The following is a 16,402-nucleotide window of genomic DNA, read 5'->3' on the forward strand; positions in this document are numbered from 1 at the left end:
TGAAAAATGAACATTGTTATCTAGTTTTGAGAGAACATTCTCTCCATCAGGTTTGGTGGCGATAGCGAAGAGGTCACACCCGTTCCCATACCGAACACGGAAGTTAAGCTCTTCAGCGCCGATGGTAGTTGGGGGTTTCCCCCTGTGAGAGTAGGACGCCGCCAAGCTTTTCAAAGGATCAGTTCCAATCGGAACTGGTCTTTTTTGTATTTTAAAAAAGGAACAAACACTCGATCTGGCATGGATACATATACTAAACTATCATCTAAAACATTCTTAATTTTGTATACAATTGAAAGCGCTAGGGCATACTGAAGCTATAAGTGGAGGTGTCACAATGAGCAAAAAAGAGCGAGAAGCAATTTGTTTGATTTGTGAAGAGAAAAAAACAAAGGGAATTTATTTATATCATCAGTTTTTATGCCGAGATTGTGAACGGAAGTTAATTTCTACATCAACCTCGGATCCTAGTTATGCTGATTATGTAAGAAAGCTTAAAAATCTTCATACGCCGCCTTTGTATTCATAGACCATTAGATGGTCTTTTTTTATGGGCAATCGGGGATTGGGCCTGTTTTTTGGAACTTAGTTTGGACATCAACCGTAATAAATAATAAGATAAACAGAGAGCCTGATTATTCATAGGAGTCGATGAACATGAAATCAATTTTTTACACATTTGCATGGGCCGTTCTCTCTACTCTTTTTTCGCTGGTGATTTTAACTGTCAGTATTGGTGTTTTCCATCATCATGTTGGATTGTCGATACTGTATGCGATGATTGGGTGGGGTGTGATGTTTGCAGGAAGCCGATGGGCTGCCTTCCAGTTGTTTTTGAAGAAACACGGACTGTCTCGCAGTGATTATGTATATATTAAACAGCACTTAAAAGAAGCTGGGCAAAAGCTGGTTCGTTTGAAGAAAGCTTTATTTGCTGTGAAGAACGTACAGACGATCAAGCATAATTTTGAAATTCTTCGGCTTGCACGACGCATCTATACGATAACAAAAAAGGAACCGAACCGGTTTTATGATGCACAGCGGTTTTATTTTGAGAGTTTGGATTCTGTTGTTGAATTAACTGAGAAATATGCACTGCTGTATAATCAGCCGAATCGTAGCCATGAGCTTGAAATGACATTAAGCCAAACTCGAGTCACGCTGACTGAACTGCAAAAGCAATTAACGAATGATTTACAGCAAGTTTTAGGAAGAGATATAGAAGCACTTCATATTGAACTTGAAGTGGCCGATAAAATGATTAAAAAATAGACATGAAAGGAGTCAAACTCGATGAAACCAGAAGATCCAGTCATACCACCAACCCCATCTACTACAGATCTTCCGTTTCGGGTGTTTGATACCTTATCTGATGAGGAAAAGCAGGAGGCGCTACAGCGAGCTGAGAAGATCCCTGACCATCCACAAAAACTGCTTTTCTATGGCACACGTGTGCAGGAACGATTGTTAGAACAATCAAAACAAATGATGCAATATGTGGAGAAAAAAGATATTGACCAAATCGGAGACGTTCTAGAAGCTTTTTTACAGCAACTGCATTTAGTGGAGCCAGAGGATTTATTGCCAAAGAAGCGAGGCTTTTTTTTAAGGTTATTTCAGCGAGAAAAGCGTTCTACTCAGGAGATCATATCTCGTTTTAAACAAGCAGAAGCACAGATAGAGAGATTGTCAGCAAGGCTGCGTTACGCAAGAGGCGTGTTAATTTCGGACCATAAGTTATTGGAGCGTTTATTTGAAGAAAATCAATCATACTTTCAAGAGATGACGTTACAGGTTGCAGCAGTTGAAGTAAAATTGACGCTGTTAGAGCAACATGCCCTAACAGAATCACAGTCACATGATCGGACATTAGAGGAACAATTGATGAGTCGGGAAGTCGATGAAGAAGAATATATGGAGAGATTAAAAGAACGGAAGTATGATTTGCTGTTGAGCCGTCAAATCGCACTGCAATGTAATGCCCAAATTCGAATGATTCAGCATACAAACCATACATTAGCCAATCATATTCAATCAACTGTTTCCGCATCAATTCCTTTATGGATTAACCAAATGTCGATTGCGTTCAATCATATTCAGCAGCGAGCCAATTCAGCGCTTGAGCAGCGTATCCAGCAAACATATGAACAGGTATCGAAGCAGCAAGGACAGTTGCTTGAAGATGCATCCTTAACGCCTATAGATACGTTGAAAAAGGTTCAGCGCCAATTGGCCGAAACATTGCAGGAAACGTTGCAGGTAAAAGAACATGGGAGCCAAGAACGAGCTCAATTAAAAAGTAGCATGTATGAGGCAGAGCAGAAGCTGGTGAATCATAAACCAATAAAGGAATGAGAATCCATCTTTCAGTTCACTTGTTTGAACGTTATAATAGATATAAGATATCGTTTAAGTGAAAAGGGTCGATTTGTTTGAAAACACCTTTATATACAGCATTATCACAACATGCGGAAAAGAAGCCCTATTCTTTTCACGTTCCGGGACATCACAATGGAGATGTCTTTTTTGATGAGGCACGGTCCTATTATGCATCCATTCTTCAGCTGGATGTGACAGAACTTGAAGGTCTAGATGATCTTCACCATCCGACTGGGGTGATTCAAGAGGCAGAGGATTTATTGGCAAAGCTATATGGAGCTAAACAAAGTTTTTTCCTTGTGAATGGCACAACCGTTGGCAATTTGGCGATGGTGATGTCTGCGTGTCAGGCTGGGGAGGGCATTTTCGTTCAGCGAAATTGTCATAAGTCTGTGTTCCATGCGATTGAGCTTGCGGGAGCGACGCCTATTATGTTAGAAACTGAGAGTGATCCGCACTTGCACGTCCCAACTCATGTGACGGAGGAAACAGTTAAACAAGCTATGGCGACACATCCTAACTGCCGGGCAATCGTTTTGACATATCCGAACTACTACGGACATGCAGCTGATTTATCAGGGCTCATTCAAATGTGTCATGAAGCTGGCATCATTGTATTAGTTGATGAGGCACATGGTGCTCATTTTGTATTAGGTGGTGCCTTTCCTCCATCTGCCCTTTCCTATGGAGCAGACGTGGTGGTACAATCAGCACATAAAACCCTTCCGGCAATGACGATGGGGTCTTATCTCCATCTTCAAGGAGACCGAATTGATGTGAAGCGGATAAAGACGTTATTAACGATGCTTCAAAGCAGTTCACCTTCCTATCCAATTATGGCTTCGTTAGATGTGGCGAGAGCTTATGTGGAGGAGTTGAAGGGAAAAGGGTTAATGGACGAAATCATGAGAGACTTGGCAAAGCTGAAAGCACAGTTCAATATGATCTCCAATCTCGAAGTGGTTGAGTCTGACTCTTTACCTATGGATCCATTAAAATGTGTCATTCGTTCAACAAAAGGGCTGACAGGCTATGAACTCAAAAAGGTGCTTGAGTCGGTGGAGGTTCACCCAGAACTTGCGGATGAACATCAAGTCTTACTCGTTTTTGGTCTAAGGCAGACAAAGGACATTCCTTTTACAGCTATAGAGCAGGCTCTTCAGCAAAGTGATTCATTGCTTGTAAAAAAAGAGCCTCAAACGGGATCGCTCTTCTTAGAGGACGATCAGCAAAAGCGAGATGTAGAAGCTGTTCCATTCGAAAAAGCAGTTGGCCGGATTAGTGCAGAATCGGTCATTCCCTATCCGCCTGGCATTCCTTTGATGATTAAAGGAGAACCGATTGAATCAGATCAAATTGCGACGTTAAGCCGTTTGCTTGGGCATCAAGTTCATGTGCAAGCAAGTCAGGTGATTCACCAGAGAAAATTATATGTTTATATAGAAGAGGAGACACTATGAGCGGTATGTTTATTACGTTTGAAGGGCCTGAGGGTGCTGGAAAAACGACAGTGATTCGAAAAGTGTACGAAGAAATGGAACGTCAAGGATATGCAGTGATGGCGACACGTGAGCCTGGAGGCATCGACATTGCAGAGCAAATTCGTGAAGTCATTTTAAATGAAAAAAATACAAAAATGGACGCAAAAACAGAGGCATTGCTTTATGCAGCAGCTAGAAGGCAGCATTTGGCTGAAAAAGTAGAACCGGCATTGAAGCGGGGGGAAACTGTTTTATGTGATCGTTTTGTCGACAGCTCCCTTGCTTATCAGGGCTATGCGAGAGGGCTTGGGATTGAAGAAGTCAAATCCATTAATGATTTTGCCATTGATGGCACGATGCCGCAAATGACCATTTACTTTTCCATTACACCAGAGGAAGGTCTAAAGCGAATTGATGCCAATCAAGGAAGAGAAAAAAATCGATTAGACATGGAAACACTGAATTTTCATCAAATGGTCAGAGAAGGATATGAGCTGCTGATTGCGCAATCACCAGAACGATTCCGTGTAGTAGATGCGTCTCAGCCTGTTCAGGATGTCTTTAATGAAGTGTTTCAGCTGATTCAGGACACATTAAAGAAAAATCAAATATGACCTCATTCCCAATCGTTGTTATAATATAGAGGAAGACATCGGCATGTCACCTGTGCCTAAAATGAAGGAGGCCAATCAAATGAAATTAATTGTTGCCGTTGTACAGGATCAAGATAGCAGCAAGTTATTGAAAATATTGACCGAACATCAATTCGGCGTGACAAAATTAGCTTCGACTGGTGGATTTCTAAAGTCTGGGAACACGACTTTTATCATTGGTTGCGATGATGTCCGAGTGGATAAAGCGTTACAGCTAATCAAGGAAAATTGCCGTAAACGAGATCAAATGATCGCGCCTGTATCACCAATGGGTGGAAATGCAGATTCATATGTACCATACCCTGTTGAGGTTGAAGTTGGTGGAGCTACCGTCTTTATTCTGCCAGTTGAACAATTTCATCAATTTTAAGGATGGGTTGCTGTGAAAATTAATCAAGATATGCGGCTGCTTTTAGAAAAGCGTGAACTTCAAGCGATGAAAGGAAGCCAAACTTCAGCATCGTTTAAATCATCGATGGAGACACAAAGTGGTAAAATGCGTTTAGAGCAGCTGACAGTCATGCTGAGCGATATCGAAGTCTTCGGCAAGAAACTGACAAAGTCACGAAACCTTAAAGATTTGGCTAGGTTTAAAGGACTTGTGAAACGCTTTGTAAAAGAAACAGTCGATAATGGATTAAATATAGAGACATCAAGGAGCTTTGACATTTATGGCAACACACGAACACTCGCTTTAGTCAAAGCATTAGATGAAAAGCTGATTGAGTTAACAGAGGATATGATGAATCAAGAGAAACCCTCGATTGATTTGCTTGAACGTATTGGAGAAATAAAAGGTTTATTGATTAACCTTTACACATAGAGAGTGATAACATGGCAATTAGCTGGGATGACATGAATGATCTACAGCCGCGCGTCATGCGGCTGATTTTTAATAGTATTGATAAAGACCGACTGGCTCATGCTTACTTATTTGAAGGAAAAAAAGGGACAGGAAAGCTAGATGCTGCGATGCTTTTAGCGAAGAGCTTTTTTTGTTTGGAAGCAGGAGTGAAACCATGCGAGTCCTGTCAAAACTGCAAAAGAATTCAGTCTGGCAACCATCCAGATTTACATCTAGTGCAGCCTGACGGTCAATCAATTAAGAAGGCGCAAGTGCAGGCTCTGCAGGAGGAATTTACAAAAGCAGGCGTAGAATCGCATCGGAAAATGTATATCATTCTCCATGCGGACAAAATGACGGTCAATGCTGCGAACAGTTTATTAAAGTTCCTAGAGGAGCCCAACCGGGAAACGATGGCAGTTTTAATCACTGAACAATCGCATAAAATGCTGGATACGATTATTTCAAGATGTCAGATGCTTAGCTTTCAGCCGCTGCAGCCGCAATCTTTGGAGCAGCAGCTTTTACAAGAAGGCGTGTCTCAGGATCTCGCAAGGCTTTTGTCGAATTTAACCAATAATTTAGCAGAAGCACTCGAATTAAGTCGAAATGATCAGTTTGCAGAGTCTAGAGCGAAAGTGATAAAATTGTATGAAGTCTTACACCAGCGAAAAGAACATGCATTTTTTTATATACAAGATCAATGGATGCCTTTTTTCAAAGAGAAAGACCTTCAAGAAACTGGTCTTGATATGCTTTTATTTATATATCGTGATGTATTGTCGATTCAAATAGGAAATGAAGATAAAGTCATTTATCAAGACTTATTCCAGACAATGAAGCAGCACGCGCTGCATTCCACACAGCAAATGGTGACGAATCAGATCCTTGCTGTATTAGAAGCGAAAAAGAGACTTCAATCCAACGTGAATGCCCAAGGGCTAATGGAGCAATTGGTGTTGATGTTGCAGGAGGGATAAGCTTGTACAACGTAATTGGTGTTCGCTTTAAAAAAGCGGGCAAAATCTATTATTTCGATCCTAATGGATTTCATATAGAAAATGATAGTTGTGTCATTGTAGAAACGGTTAGAGGTGTTGAGTACGGGCAAGTGGTCATCGCCAATAAAAAAGTAGATGAACACGATGTGGTTCTCCCTTTGCGTAAGGTGATTCGCGTCGCAGACGAACGAGACCGGCTCATCGTTGAGGAGAACAAAGAAGCAGCGATGGCAGCCTTTGACACATGTCTTCAGAAAGTAAGTGAACACGGCCTGGAAATGAAACTGGTCGATGTCGAATTTACATTCGACCGCAACAAGGTCATCTTCTATTTTACAGCGGATGGCAGAGTAGATTTCCGTGAGCTGGTCAAGGATCTTGCATCTATCTTCAAGACGAGAATTGAACTTCGTCAAATCGGTGTAAGAGACGAGGCGAAAATGCTAGGCGGCATTGGTCCGTGTGGACGTATGCTTTGCTGTTCAACTTTCTTAGGAGATTTTGAACCTGTGTCCATTAAAATGGCAAAAGATCAAAACCTCTCGTTAAACCCTACCAAAATTTCAGGGCTTTGCGGCCGTTTGATGTGCTGCTTGAAATATGAGAATGATGAGTACGAAACAGCAAAAGAACAATTACCGGACATCGGTGAAACGATTCAGACGTCTAATGGCTCTGCAAAGGTAGTAGGGCTTAATATTTTAGAACGAATTTTGCAAGTTGAATTAACCGGGCAAGAAAAAGTGATAGAATATACTTGGGAAGAATTAATACAAGAAGGCGTTGTATCTGCACAAACAACTGAGTAACGAGGTGTGCCACCTTGGATAAAAAGGAACTATTTGATACGGTGATTAATTTAGAAGAACAAATCGGTTCTCTTTATCGCCAGCTAGGTGATTTGAAAAATCATATCGGTGAAGTGATTGAAGAAAATCATCAGCTGCAGATGGAGAATCAGCACTTGCGTGAACGTCTGGATCAATCCGATCGAGATAAATCGTCTGAGGCAGAGCATGATTCTGCCCAGAAGCCAAGTCATTCTGATATAGGAGAAGGTCATGATAACCTAGCTCGTTTATATCAGGAGGGCTTCCATATTTGTAATGTACATTATGGGAGCATTCGGAAAGAGGGAGACTGTTTGTTCTGTCTGTCATTTTTAAATAAAAAATGAGAAAAGGCTTCCGCTGAATCGGGAGCCTTTTTCACAGGAAAAGAAAGGATACATCATGGTTTCGTTAAGAGAAGATGAACGTTTAGACTACTTGCTTGCAGAAGATATGAAAATTATTCAAAGTAAAACGGTGTTCGCCTTTTCATTGGATGCAGTGTTATTAGCAAAATTTGCGTATGTGCCGATTCAAAAAGGGGAGATTATTGATCTTTGTACGGGAAATGGCATCGTTCCATTGCTGCTTTCGACGAGATCTAAAGCCTCTATTACAGGGGTTGAAATTCAAGAACGTCTGTTTGATATGGCAAAGAGAAGTGTGGTGCATAATCAACTGGAGCAGCAGATTGAGTTGATCCATGGTGATTTAAATGATATGCCTAAACGGTACGGAAACCACAAAGTAGACGTGATTACTTGTAATCCGCCATATTTTAAGACTCCTTCTAAGGATGAAATCAATGAAAATGAGTATTTGGCGATTGCACGTCATGAGATTCATTGTACATTAGAAGATGTCATTCGTGTTTCTTCCACTTTGCTAAAGCAAGGAGGCAAACTGGCAATGGTTCATCGCCCTGGACGGCTGCTTGAGATTGTTGAAATGATGAAGAAATATCGAATTGAGCCAAAACGAATTCAATTTGTATATCCGAAACAGGGAAAAGAAGCGAATACCATTTTAGTGGAAGGGATGAAAGATGGAAAACCGGATTTGAAAATCCTCCCGCCGCTTTTTGTTTATGGAGAAGACCAAGAGTATACAAAAGAAATCAGGACGATACTGTATGGAGAAGCATAGTCATTATTTCTATGTATTGAAATGTGCAGATGGCAGTTTGTACGCTGGGTATACAAATAACTTACAAAAAAGGCTGACTGCCCATAATAGTGGGAAGGGTGCAAAGTATACGAGAGCTAGACGGCCGGTGGAACTCTATTACCACGAATGCTTTTTAACCAAAAGAGAAGCCATGCAACAGGAATATCGTTTCAAAACGTGGACACGTCGAAAAAAGGACATGTATATAGAAGAAAAGCGAATCAAAAAGGAGGCGGCACATGAAAAAGACACAGAAAAGCTTTGATGGTCAATCAGAAATGGGGATTCTTTATCTCGTACCAACCCCGATTGGAAACTTAGAAGATATGACGTTTCGAGCGATACAAACGTTAAAAGATGTAGACTATATTGCCGCAGAAGATACGAGACAAACGAAAAAGCTTTGTCATGTCTATGAAATTGATACCCCATTAACGAGTTATCATGAACATAACAAAGATAGCAGTGGTCACAAGTTAATCGAATGGTTAAAAGAAGGAAAGAACATTGCACTCGTGAGCGATGCCGGTTTACCGACGATCTCTGATCCAGGAGCCGAAGTGGTTCGCGACTTTACGAACATCGGAGGCTATGTCATTCCGTTACCTGGTGCAAATGCAGCACTTACGGCGCTCATTGCGTCAGGAATCGCACCTCAGCCATTTTTCTTTTACGGTTTTCTTGATCGTCAAAAAAAGGAAAAGAAAAAACAGCTGGAAGCATTGAAGAAACGCCAAGAAACAATTGTTTTCTATGAAGCGCCCCATCGGTTAAAAGAAACGCTGACTGTGATGAAAGAAGTGTGGGGGAACCGGAATATTGCCATTACGAGAGAACTGACAAAGAAATTTGAAGAGTTCATTCGTGGAGATTTAGAATACGCGCTGGCTTGGGTGACAGAACAACAAATCCGTGGTGAGTTCTGTCTCGTCGTACAAGGAAATGATCAGGATGAAGAAGAACTGAATGAAGAAGCTTGGTGGAATTCTTTATCTGAAAAAGAGCACGTGATCCATTACATAGAGGAAGGGTTAACGTCAAAAGAGGCTATTAAACGTACTGCGGTCGAACGTGGTGTGCCAAAGCGAACGATCTATGATGCGTATCATATTGAACAATAAAGAAAGGTTCTTGCAAACGGTGCAAGAACCTTTTTATATAAAACTTATTTTTGTGATTGAAGTTGGTTTTGGATTTCGTTAATGATTTGCTCTGCACCTTCACGGCTAAGAACTAATTTACCATTAGCAAGTTTAAGGTTATCGTCTGATACTTCACCTGTTACTTGGCAAGTCATGTTTGGTTTATATTTTTTTAGGATAATTTTTTCATCATCAACATAAATTTCCAAAGCGTCTTTTTCTGCGATTCCTAACGTACGGCGAAGCTCGATTGGAATCACCACGCGTCCTAATTCGTCAACTTTACGTACAATACCTGTAGATTTCATCTTCATTCTCCTCCCAAAAAGTTCTTATTCTTAATATAATATTATCTTCGTCATTATTCGACAAATTCCTTACATTCCTAGCATAACAAGGTTTCCATAAATCGTCAATCATTTTGTTTACTATTGTTTGTAAAATATGACTCTTAAAGTCAAAGGACCTTGAAACTACCGGTGTATAAGGATTTTTCAGAATTTATCTATAAAAATATGAAAAATGACGATAACAGATTAACAAGACTTTTGCCCTAATTTAGCCAATTGTAAATCTGGAAATAGATTTCATACGACAATATTCGACAAAATGTCGAGCGGTTTGTCGTTTTTTTCGAAAAACTCATCTTTTTCGTTCATTTCAATCTGTTCTATGTATATATGCTTGATCTTAAAGGCTAAGATGGTATCATAGAGAAAGCACAAGTGCAAAACATAATGAAATGATCTGACACATTTTAATGAAGTATGATGACCGCTCTCGTCCATTGGGCGGGAGTTTTTGACATTTACACACAAGCAGGAGGTTCCGACATGCCGGAAAAGAAAAAAACGTTTTATCTGACTACACCAATTTACTATCCGAGCGGAAAATTACATATTGGACATGCTTATACGACAGTGGCAGGGGATGCCATGGCTCGATATAAACGTCTGCAAGGCTATGATGTGATGTATTTAACGGGTACAGATGAGCACGGACAAAAAATTCAGCAAAAAGCTGAAGAACAAAATATTACACCGATTGAGTATTTAGATCCGGTCGTTGCTGACATTAAATCATTATGGAAGAAACTCGACATTTCAAACGATGATTTCATTCGTACAACGGAAAAAAGACATACGAAAATCATTGAGCAAGTCTTCCAAAAGTTGCTTGATCAAGGAGATATTTATTTAGATCAATATGAGGGCTGGTACAGTATTCCTGATGAAACATTCTATACGGAAACACAGCTTGTTGATGTTGAGCGAAATGAGAAAGGGGAAGTCATTGGAGGGAAAAGCCCAGACAGTGGACATCCTGTTGAATTGATTAAAGAGGAATCATATTTCTTCCGTATGAGTAAGTATGCAGATCGCTTACTAGACTATTACGAAAAGAACCCGTCGTTCATTCAGCCTGAATCAAGAAAGAATGAAATGATTAATAACTTCATTAAACCGGGGTTAGAGGATTTAGCTGTATCAAGAACAACCTTTGATTGGGGCATTAAAGTACCTAATAATCCGAAGCACGTCATCTATGTATGGATTGATGCGTTATTCAACTACTTAACAGCGATTGGCTACGGAACCGATCAAGATGAAAAATATAAAAAATATTGGCCTGCCAACGTACACCTAGTCGGGAAAGAAATTGTACGATTCCATACAATTTACTGGCCAATTATGCTGATGGCACTTGATCTGCCGCTGCCAAAACAAATTTTCGCACATGGCTGGCTGCTCATGAAAGATGGCAAAATGTCTAAATCAAAAGGGAACGTAGTAGATCCTGTTACGTTAATTGATCGCTATGGTCTTGATGCTCTTCGTTATTACCTGCTACGCGAAGTACCATTTGGTGCAGACGGTGTGTTTACACCAGAAGGATTCGTGGAACGTGTAAACTATGACCTTGCCAATGATTTAGGGAACTTACTTAACCGTACAGTGGCGATGGTGCAAAAATACTTCGACGGTACATTAAGCAGCTATAAGGGACCAGTCAATGAGTTTGATGAGGAACTAAAAGCTGTAGCTGAACAAACGGTGAAAGCTTATGAAGAAGCGATGGAGAACCTCGAATTCTCGGTGGCTCTTTCAAATGTTTGGACATTAATCAGCAGAACGAATAAATATATTGATCAAACAGCTCCTTGGGTATTAGCGAAGGATGAAACAAAACGAAAAGAACTGCATTCTGTGATGTACCATTTAGCAGAATCACTTCGAATCACAGCTGTATTGTTAACACCATTCTTAACAAAAACACCTGAGAAAATCTTCTTCCAGCTTGGAATTGAAGAAGAGAAACTCAAAAGCTGGGAAAGCATTCTTTCTTTCGGTGCGATTCAAAAAGCGACGGTACAAAAAGGTGAGCCGTTGTTCCCTCGTTTAGAGGTTGAAGAAGAAGTGGCATACATTAAAGAGAAGATGCAAGGAAGTGCGCCTAAGGTAGAAGAAGAGTCAGTTGAAATAGAAGAAACTGAATTGCCTGAACTGGGTGCCGAAATTGCCTTCGATGATTTTTCGAAAGTTGACCTTCGTGTAGCACAAGTATTGGAAGCAGCACCAGTGAAAAAAGCTGACCGTCTCTTAAAGCTTCAGCTTGATTTTGGATTTGAAAAGAGACAAATTGTCTCAGGGATTGCCAAGCATTATCAACCAGAAGAATTGGTAGGGAAGAAGCTCGTCTGCGTAGCGAATCTCACACCAGTTAAACTAAGAGGGGAAATTTCCCAGGGAATGATTTTAACTGGAGAAACTACTGGTAAATTGCAGGTTCTTGAAGTAGATCAATCTCTAGCAAATGGAACGAAAATTTTATAATTTAACAAAGGTGTTCCACGTGTAACATTTCGTCGAACACCTTTTGTTTTTCAGAAGAATTGTCGAAAGGAGCAATCAACCATGTTATTTGACACACATGCCCACTTAAATGCTGAACAATATAATGAAGACTTAGAGCAGGTGATTGAAAGAGCCAAAAGTGAAAAGGTAGAGAAGATTGTGGTGGTCGGGTTTGATCGTCCAACCATTACGAGAGCGATGGAGCTAATTGAAGCATATGATTTTATGTATGCAGCCATCGGCTGGCATCCTGTTGATGCCATTGATATGACAGATGAAGATTTGGCTTGGATCAAAGAATTATCTCAACATGAAAAGGTTGTTGCCATTGGAGAAATGGGTCTAGATTACTATTGGGACAAGTCGCCAAAAGATGTGCAAAAAGAAGTCTTTAGACGTCAAATTGCTCTTGCAAAAGAAGTGAATCTGCCAATTATCATTCATAACCGTGACGCTACGGAAGATGTAGTGACGATCTTAAAAGAAGAAGGAGCGGCAGAAGTCGGAGGAATTATGCACTGCTTTACTGGCAGCCTCGAAATTGCAAAAGCGTGTATGGAAATGAACTTTTATATCTCATTCGGTGGACCTGTGACATTTAAAAATGCGAAAAAACCGAAAGAAGTTGTCAAGGATATTCCAAGTGATCGTCTTCTGATTGAGACAGACTGCCCGTATTTAACTCCAGCGCCATTTAGAGGGAAACGAAATGAGCCGAGCTATGTGAAATATATCGCAGAACAAATTGCTGAATTGCGAGAAATAAGCTTTGAAGAGCTTGCTGCATTGACAACAGAAAATGCGAAAAAAGTTTTCCGTATAAACTGACAGTATATGATGTCAATCCTTGTTTAAGCTTGTCCAATTGTGAAACATAACGAAAAAGTTCTACACGTTTGCGCCTCCTCATAGGATAAGTTGTCGATAAGTCTTTCTTCCCTTCCTTCCAAAAATCTCCCATAATAGGTTTACAATCGAGCATTTTTGTACAGTGGGTGGAAGGGTTGACAGGTTTTGAGATACTCTATATAATCTCTCCGAGGAGAAGGAGGCGTTTTTCATCGTACAAAAAATGAAAAATCTGTTTTCTGTCAAGCTAGGAAAAGGCAAGGTTTTATTTCTAGTCGCTTGCTTGCTTTTAGCTGGAACTGGGACGGCTTACGGTGCGCATGAGCTCACTAAGCAGTCTATTACCATTTCAATCAATGGCAAAGAGAAGACAATTCGTACACATGAAGAGACAGTAGCACAGCTGCTTTCAGACCTTGGAATAAGGACCAGGGCGGAGGATCATATCTCTCCAAGTCTAAATACAAAGATTCAAGACAACATGAACATTGTGTATGATGCGGCTATACCGGTTCATCTCACCCTAGATGGGAAAGAGAAAACGATATGGACAACAGATCAGACGGTTGGAGCATTATTGAAGAATGAGAAGATAGATATTGGGAAGCACGATCAAGTAACTCCAGGAAAGAATGACAAGATTGAAAAGAATATGGATCTTGTGGTTCAGCAGGCCTTTCAGGTCAGCTTAAACGATGGAGGAAAGGATAAGAAAGTGTGGACCACTTCGACTACGGTCGCTGACTTTTTAAAGCAACAAGAGCTGAAGCTCAAGAAGCACGATAAGATCAAACCTGCGTTACATAGTCACCTTTCTAAAAAAAGCGCAGATGTGAAGATCACTCGGGTGGAAAAAGTCACCGATGTAGTGGAAGAGAAAATTGCTTTTGATACCAAACATAAAAAGGATCGATCTCTTGAAAAAGGAAAAGAGAAGGTGCTTGAAAAAGGTGAAGAAGGTAAATTGAAGAAGCACTATGCCATTGTGAAAGAAAACGGCAAAGTGGTGTCTAAAGAATTAATTAAAGAGGTTACTGCAAAAGACAGTAAGGATCGTTTAGTGGCCGTTGGTACACAAGTGTCCAAGAAAGAACCTAAAGCGTCCCCTGCGGTTTCAAGAAGTAATGAATCGTCAGGAAAAGAGTTCTATGTGACGTCCACAGCCTATACAGCGGGCTGTGCTGGATGTACGGGTAGAACGTCTACAGGCTTTAATTTAAAAGCAAATCCGGGTGCAAAGGTCATAGCAGTAGATCCGAGTGTCATTCCGCTGGGCTCTAAAGTGTATGTGGAAGGCTATGGGTATGCCGTTGCATCAGACACTGGATCTGCTATAAAAGGGAATAAAATTGATGTGTTCGTCCCAAGTAAGTCGGCAGCTTATCAATGGGGAAATAAACGAGTGAAAATTAGAGTGCTCAAATAAACACATCAAATCATTTATATGAACAGAGGGCTTTGCGCACCCTCTGTTTTTTTGGTTATAATAGAAGCACTGTTTTCTAATTAATTAGACGCAAAAACAGCATGGAAGGTTTCATTTTTTGACAAAAAAATGTAGATTGTTTTTGCAAGCGGAGGAATACATGAAAATCAAAGAAATCATTGTGGTGGAGGGTCGTGACGACACTGCTAGAGTAAAGATGGCAGTTGATGCAGATACGATTGAAACGAATGGATCTGCCATTGGCGATACAGTCATTCAACAAGTGCGTCTTGCTCAGGAGACGAGGGGGGTTATCATTTTAACTGATCCTGATTTCCCTGGGGAAAAGATCCGTAAAACCATCGCAGAGGCTGTCCCTGGCTGTAAGCACGCCTTTTTACCAAAACACCTTGCGAAAGCGAAGCGGGACAAAGGAATTGGTGTCGAGCATGCTTCCTTGGATAGTATTCGAGAATGCCTTGCACATGTCCATGAGGAAATGGAAGAATCAGAAAGCGAGATTACGTTAGACGATTTATTTGACGCAGGCCTTATCGGAGGCGAAGCATCAAAACGCCGTCGCGAACGATTAGGTATGCTTTTAAATATAGGATATACAAATGCGAAGCAGCTGCAAAAGCGTCTTCACATGTTCCAAATAACGAAAGAGGATTTTATTGCGGCCTTAAAGACCGTCATGCAGGAGGAAGCCGATGAATAAAGATATTGCGACGCCCATCAGAACGAAGGAAATACTGAAGAAGTACGGTTTCTCTTTTAAAAAGAGCTTAGGGCAAAACTTTTTAATTGATACGAATATTTTAGATCGCATTGTCGATCATGCAGAGATTACGGATGAGACCGGTGTGATTGAAATTGGCCCTGGTATCGGTGCGTTGACTGAACAGCTCGCCAAACGGGCAAAGAAAGTCACGGCTTTTGAAATCGACCAGCGCCTATTGCCGATTTTAAACGATACGCTTTCTCCATATGATAATGTCACCATTATTCATCAAGACGTATTGAAGGCAGATGTAAGAAAGGTGATTGAAGAACAGTTTGCTGACTGTAAAGAAGTAATGGTCGTAGCAAACCTTCCTTATTATGTGACGACACCAATTATTATGAAATTGCTTGAAGAAAACCTTCCATTGAAAGGAATCGTTGTCATGCTGCAAAAAGAAGTAGCAGATCGCATGGCTGCTGTTCCTTCATCAAAAGAATACAACTCTTTGTCGATTGCAGTGCAATTTTATACAGAAGCGAAGACGGTCATGGTTGTGCCGAAAACGGTTTTCGTCCCACAACCAAATGTGGATTCAGCGGTGATCAAACTAACTGTTCGTGAAACACCTGCGGTCTCAGTAGACAATGATACGTTTTTCTTTCAACTGATTCGTGCGAGTTTTGGCCAGCGCCGGAAGACATTGATGAATAACTTGATGAACAATCTGCCAGATGGCAAGAAACATAAAGCCATCATTGAAGAAGCCCTTGTAACAGCTGAGGTTGATGGGAAACGTCGCGGTGAATCATTGTCAATCGATGAATTTGCCCGTTTGTCCAATGTTTTACACAAAGCCCTTTCATAAGGGCTTTTCAGCGTGTAGACAAACCCTCGCATTCGGTGTCAGTCCTGCGCGCTGGTGCTCACGAATGTCAAATTCGCTCCGCGCCAGTACTCGTCCTTCCTAGAGCTGCAAAGGTTTTCTATCACGCTGAAAAGAAGACAAAGCCCTTTCATAAGGGCTTTTTTCTTTTGGTTTTCACCACTT

The 16,402-nt window shown here is 40.8% G+C and carries 19 protein-coding genes and 1 rRNA gene; 19 read left to right on the top strand and 1 reads right to left on the bottom strand.

Annotated elements, in window-relative coordinates; translation table 11 throughout:
* Positions 1 to 51: 51 nt before the first annotated feature.
* The 14 genes from rrf to rsmI all read left to right on the top strand — a co-directional run bounded on the left by rrf (position 52) and on the right by rsmI (position 9,476).
* Positions 52 to 167: ribosomal RNA gene (rrf, locus tag MKY11_RS00185) — 5S ribosomal RNA — on the top strand.
* Positions 168 to 337: 170 nt separating this feature from the next.
* Positions 338 to 529, top strand: a complete 192-nt coding sequence (locus MKY11_RS00190; RefSeq protein WP_017359334.1) for a sigma factor G inhibitor Gin — start codon at positions 338 to 340, stop codon at positions 527 to 529.
* 128 nt (positions 530 to 657) lie between these two features.
* Positions 658 to 1,272, top strand: a complete 615-nt coding sequence (locus MKY11_RS00195; RefSeq protein ID WP_327862460.1) for a 5-bromo-4-chloroindolyl phosphate hydrolysis family protein — start codon at positions 658 to 660, stop codon at positions 1,270 to 1,272.
* Between the two features lie 21 nt (positions 1,273 to 1,293).
* Positions 1,294 to 2,355: a toxic anion resistance protein gene (locus tag MKY11_RS00200; protein ID WP_342501731.1), complete on the top strand. Its 1,062-nt coding sequence runs from the start codon at positions 1,294 to 1,296 to the stop codon at positions 2,353 to 2,355.
* Between the two features lie 77 nt (positions 2,356 to 2,432).
* Positions 2,433 to 3,839 carry an aminotransferase class I/II-fold pyridoxal phosphate-dependent enzyme gene (locus MKY11_RS00205; RefSeq protein ID WP_326378203.1) on the top strand — a complete coding sequence of 469 codons (1,407 nt, stop codon included), beginning with the start codon at positions 2,433 to 2,435 and terminating at the stop codon, positions 3,837 to 3,839.
* Positions 3,836 to 4,474 carry a dTMP kinase gene (gene tmk, locus MKY11_RS00210; protein ID WP_007496237.1) on the top strand — a complete coding sequence of 213 codons (639 nt, stop codon included), beginning with the start codon at positions 3,836 to 3,838 and terminating at the stop codon, positions 4,472 to 4,474. The genes MKY11_RS00205 and tmk overlap by 4 nt, the downstream gene beginning before the upstream one ends.
* 79 nt (positions 4,475 to 4,553) lie before the next feature.
* Positions 4,554 to 4,883 (top strand): cyclic-di-AMP receptor, encoded by a 330-nt coding sequence (locus MKY11_RS00215; RefSeq protein WP_012008640.1) that lies wholly within the window; start codon positions 4,554 to 4,556, stop codon positions 4,881 to 4,883.
* A gap of 12 nt (positions 4,884 to 4,895) precedes the next feature.
* Positions 4,896 to 5,336, top strand: coding sequence for a YaaR family protein (locus MKY11_RS00220; RefSeq protein WP_008341898.1), 441 nt, complete (start codon positions 4,896 to 4,898; stop codon positions 5,334 to 5,336).
* A gap of 11 nt (positions 5,337 to 5,347) precedes the next feature.
* Complete coding sequence (gene holB / locus MKY11_RS00225; protein ID WP_024719351.1) at positions 5,348 to 6,337, top strand: DNA polymerase III subunit delta'; 990 nt, start codon at positions 5,348 to 5,350, stop codon at positions 6,335 to 6,337.
* A gap of 2 nt (positions 6,338 to 6,339) precedes the next feature.
* A complete protein-coding gene (locus MKY11_RS00230) occupies positions 6,340 to 7,167 on the top strand; it encodes a stage 0 sporulation family protein (RefSeq protein WP_024719352.1) in 828 nt (275 codons plus the stop codon).
* A gap of 14 nt (positions 7,168 to 7,181) precedes the next feature.
* Positions 7,182 to 7,535: a DNA replication initiation control protein YabA gene (gene yabA / locus MKY11_RS00235; RefSeq protein ID WP_007496228.1), complete on the top strand. Its 354-nt coding sequence runs from the start codon at positions 7,182 to 7,184 to the stop codon at positions 7,533 to 7,535.
* A 55-nt stretch (positions 7,536 to 7,590) separates the two neighbouring features.
* Positions 7,591 to 8,334 carry a tRNA1(Val) (adenine(37)-N6)-methyltransferase gene (locus MKY11_RS00240; protein WP_268372949.1) on the top strand — a complete coding sequence of 248 codons (744 nt, stop codon included), beginning with the start codon at positions 7,591 to 7,593 and terminating at the stop codon, positions 8,332 to 8,334.
* Positions 8,321 to 8,620, top strand: coding sequence for a GIY-YIG nuclease family protein (locus MKY11_RS00245; RefSeq protein ID WP_024719353.1), 300 nt, complete (start codon positions 8,321 to 8,323; stop codon positions 8,618 to 8,620). The genes MKY11_RS00240 and MKY11_RS00245 overlap by 14 nt, the downstream gene beginning before the upstream one ends.
* Entirely contained in the window at positions 8,595 to 9,476 is an 882-nt protein-coding gene (gene rsmI / locus MKY11_RS00250; RefSeq protein WP_284725962.1) for a 16S rRNA (cytidine(1402)-2'-O)-methyltransferase, read from the top strand. Before MKY11_RS00245 ends, rsmI begins: the two co-directional genes overlap by 26 nt.
* A gap of 44 nt (positions 9,477 to 9,520) precedes the next feature.
* Here the strand turns inward: rsmI and MKY11_RS00255 are convergent, their stop codons facing one another.
* Positions 9,521 to 9,811 (bottom strand): AbrB/MazE/SpoVT family DNA-binding domain-containing protein, encoded by a 291-nt coding sequence (locus MKY11_RS00255; RefSeq protein WP_087975202.1) that lies wholly within the window; start codon positions 9,809 to 9,811, stop codon positions 9,521 to 9,523.
* A 519-nt stretch (positions 9,812 to 10,330) separates the two neighbouring features.
* Here MKY11_RS00255 and metG point away from each other — a divergent pair.
* The 5 genes from metG (at position 10,331) to rsmA (ending at position 16,219) form a co-directional block, all read left to right on the top strand.
* Positions 10,331 to 12,331, top strand: a complete 2,001-nt coding sequence (metG, locus tag MKY11_RS00260) for a methionine--tRNA ligase (RefSeq protein ID WP_135009444.1) — start codon at positions 10,331 to 10,333, stop codon at positions 12,329 to 12,331.
* Between the two features lie 81 nt (positions 12,332 to 12,412).
* Positions 12,413 to 13,180, top strand: coding sequence for a TatD family hydrolase (locus MKY11_RS00265; RefSeq protein ID WP_017359325.1), 768 nt, complete (start codon positions 12,413 to 12,415; stop codon positions 13,178 to 13,180).
* Between the two features lie 244 nt (positions 13,181 to 13,424).
* Positions 13,425 to 14,627, top strand: coding sequence for a ubiquitin-like domain-containing protein (locus MKY11_RS00270; RefSeq protein WP_335350726.1), 1,203 nt, complete (start codon positions 13,425 to 13,427; stop codon positions 14,625 to 14,627).
* A 160-nt stretch (positions 14,628 to 14,787) separates the two neighbouring features.
* Positions 14,788 to 15,348, top strand: a complete 561-nt coding sequence (rnmV, locus tag MKY11_RS00275) for a ribonuclease M5 (protein ID WP_024719356.1) — start codon at positions 14,788 to 14,790, stop codon at positions 15,346 to 15,348.
* Complete coding sequence (gene rsmA / locus MKY11_RS00280; RefSeq protein ID WP_008341873.1) at positions 15,341 to 16,219, top strand: 16S rRNA (adenine(1518)-N(6)/adenine(1519)-N(6))-dimethyltransferase RsmA; 879 nt, start codon at positions 15,341 to 15,343, stop codon at positions 16,217 to 16,219. The genes rnmV and rsmA overlap by 8 nt, the downstream gene beginning before the upstream one ends.
* The last annotated feature ends 183 nt before the right edge of the window (positions 16,220 to 16,402 follow it).

Origin of the sequence: Bacillus sp. FSL W7-1085, assembly GCF_038595035.1 — a bacterium.
GTDB lineage: Bacteria > Bacillota > Bacilli > Bacillales > Bacillaceae > Bacillus > Bacillus altitudinis.

Bases quoted from the DNA above. Each gene is read 5' to 3' on its own strand.
- MKY11_RS00255 (WP_087975202.1), bottom strand. From the start codon at position 9,811: ATGAAGATGAAATCTACAGGTATTGTACGTAAAGTTGACGAATTAGGA.
- metG (WP_135009444.1), top strand. From the start codon at position 10,331: ATGCCGGAAAAGAAAAAAACGTTTTATCTGACTACACCAATTTACTAT.
- MKY11_RS00240 (WP_268372949.1), top strand. From the start codon at position 7,591: ATGGTTTCGTTAAGAGAAGATGAACGTTTAGACTACTTGCTTGCAGAA.
- MKY11_RS00195 (WP_327862460.1), top strand. From the start codon at position 658: ATGAAATCAATTTTTTACACATTTGCATGGGCCGTTCTCTCTACTCTT.
- holB (WP_024719351.1), top strand. From the start codon at position 5,348: ATGGCAATTAGCTGGGATGACATGAATGATCTACAGCCGCGCGTCATG.
- MKY11_RS00200 (WP_342501731.1), top strand. From the start codon at position 1,294: ATGAAACCAGAAGATCCAGTCATACCACCAACCCCATCTACTACAGAT.
- MKY11_RS00270 (WP_335350726.1), top strand. From the start codon at position 13,425: ATGAAAAATCTGTTTTCTGTCAAGCTAGGAAAAGGCAAGGTTTTATTT.
- rsmA (WP_008341873.1), top strand. From the start codon at position 15,341: ATGAATAAAGATATTGCGACGCCCATCAGAACGAAGGAAATACTGAAG.
- tmk (WP_007496237.1), top strand. From the start codon at position 3,836: ATGAGCGGTATGTTTATTACGTTTGAAGGGCCTGAGGGTGCTGGAAAA.
- MKY11_RS00265 (WP_017359325.1), top strand. From the start codon at position 12,413: ATGTTATTTGACACACATGCCCACTTAAATGCTGAACAATATAATGAA.
- rnmV (WP_024719356.1), top strand. From the start codon at position 14,788: ATGAAAATCAAAGAAATCATTGTGGTGGAGGGTCGTGACGACACTGCT.
- MKY11_RS00245 (WP_024719353.1), top strand. From the start codon at position 8,321: ATGGAGAAGCATAGTCATTATTTCTATGTATTGAAATGTGCAGATGGC.
- MKY11_RS00215 (WP_012008640.1), top strand. From the start codon at position 4,554: ATGAAATTAATTGTTGCCGTTGTACAGGATCAAGATAGCAGCAAGTTA.
- rsmI (WP_284725962.1), top strand. From the start codon at position 8,595: ATGAAAAAGACACAGAAAAGCTTTGATGGTCAATCAGAAATGGGGATT.
- MKY11_RS00190 (WP_017359334.1), top strand. From the start codon at position 338: ATGAGCAAAAAAGAGCGAGAAGCAATTTGTTTGATTTGTGAAGAGAAA.